The 1,709-nt window shown below is 31.1% G+C and carries 2 protein-coding genes; one reads left to right on the forward strand and one right to left on the reverse strand.

All coding sequences use genetic code 11. The annotated features are described in order from the left end of the window. Positions 1 to 205: 205 nt before the first annotated feature. A complete protein-coding gene (locus tag CCAL5182_RS08925) occupies positions 206 to 1,213 on the forward strand; it encodes an IS1595 family transposase (protein ID WP_336610831.1) in 1,008 nt (335 codons plus the stop codon). Here the strand turns inward: CCAL5182_RS08925 and CCAL5182_RS08930 are convergent. Then, a complete protein-coding gene (locus CCAL5182_RS08930; protein ID WP_336610832.1) occupies positions 1,210 to 1,626 on the reverse strand; it encodes a hypothetical protein in 417 nt (138 codons plus the stop codon). The genes CCAL5182_RS08925 and CCAL5182_RS08930 overlap by 4 nt on opposite strands. Positions 1,627 to 1,709: the final 83 nt, after the last annotated feature.

The following is a 1,709-nucleotide window of genomic DNA, read 5'->3' on the forward strand; positions in this document are numbered from 1 at the left end:
GCTCTTTGTTCGTAGTGCATTATGTTTCCTTATTGAGTTATATAATTATAACACGGTATAGCTTATAATAAAATTAAAATAACAATTATTTATAATGATTTATATTTATTTGTAATGATATAATATTAAATATAATTATTTATTAAGATTATTTATGATATTTTATCATCATAAATAAAGATAAAAACACATAAAGGATTCACAAATGTCCCAACACTTCCTACTCTCATCATCGGCACGTAAAATATCAGTTAGAAAAATATCTAATATGAGTGAAAGTGAATGTTATGAGTATTTTAAAATAGTTAGATGGAGTAGCAATAAAGGCAATCCTGTCTGTCCGGGTTGTGGAAGTGTGAATAGTCATTACTTTATAGAAAGTAGATTGCAATATCGTTGTAAGGATTGCTTTCATACGTTTAGTGTTACAAGCGGAACAATATTTCACTCTCATAAGCTTGACTTTAAAACGATACTACTTGCTATCGTTATATTTGCTAATGCTACTAAAAGCATATCAGCCTTACAACTTAGTAGAGATTTAGATGTTCAGTATAAAACGGCTTGGGTATTAGCTCATAAGATACGTGAGAGTTTGCTTGAATATAACGATAATAAGCTTGATGGGGTAGTAGAGATAGATGGAGTTTATGTTAATGGCTACGTTAGACCTAAAAATCATATAGATGATAGGGTAGATAGGCGTAAGGTATTTAAACCAAACAAGAGAGTTATTATATCGCTTCGTGAAAGAAATTTAAAAGGCAAAGGTGCTAGTAAAACTAAGACCTTTGTTTTAAAGAGTGAAAACAATGTCGATATAAACTCTATTGCTAAAACTCATATAAATAAAAACTCTCAAATCCATACTGATGAGAATTCTGCTTACGATGATTTACTAGCCCACTATGACTTAAAGCGTGTTAATCATCAAATAGAGTATAGCGGAGTAAATGGAGAGAATAACAATCAATCGGAGAGCTTTAACGCTAGGTTTAGACGTATGCAATACGGACAGCTTCATAGAATAGGAGTGTTATATCTCTCAAACTATGTTAATGAGATAGCTTATCGTGAAGATACTCGTAGGCTTGATAATAAGGCTATATTTGATGATATTCTTGCTCGTTGTTTAGCTAACAATTCAATATCTAATGAGTTTTGTGGTTATTGGCAAGGCAACAAAAGAGTTGTTGAGAGATTAGGGGCTTAAATTTTGTCTATTTGATAGAATTTAACGCCATTATCTATAAAATACGATATGCTATTTCGCTTGATAAGCCTTGATAATAAAGCATAAATGTTTTGCTTATAATTTGCGATAAATACACTATCTACTTTTTCATCTTTAAATAAAAACTGCATTATCTCATCAATACTGCTGGACTTGATTTTTAAACACTCTATACATTTTTTAGTTAGCTTACCACGTGCAAAGTATGAAATTTTACTCTTTTTGGCAGGTACTGAGCTAGTTTTATAGCAAGGGTCAAAGATGGCGATAGCTTTATTGATGATTTCTAATTCAGATTTTAGGCTTGAGATGATGACTTTATAATGATTGATATTGCCTTGAAGTTCTGCGTGTTTGGCTATAAGTGCCGAAAGAACGTGAGATTCCGCCATAATAAAATCCTTTATGATATGCTTATGGCAGAATTTTAGCTTATTTTAGAGATAAAATCTTGTGCGAATGCTACATAATATCG

This window comes from Campylobacter sp. 7477a, assembly GCF_014892335.1.
Classification (GTDB): domain Bacteria; phylum Campylobacterota; class Campylobacteria; order Campylobacterales; family Campylobacteraceae; genus Campylobacter_A; species Campylobacter_A californiensis.

Coding starts and splice junctions, on each gene's coding strand:
- CCAL5182_RS08925 (WP_336610831.1), top strand. CDS start 206: ATGTCCCAACACTTCCTACTCTCATCATCGGCACGTAAAATATCAGTT.
- CCAL5182_RS08930 (WP_336610832.1), bottom strand. CDS start 1,626: ATGGCGGAATCTCACGTTCTTTCGGCACTTATAGCCAAACACGCAGAA.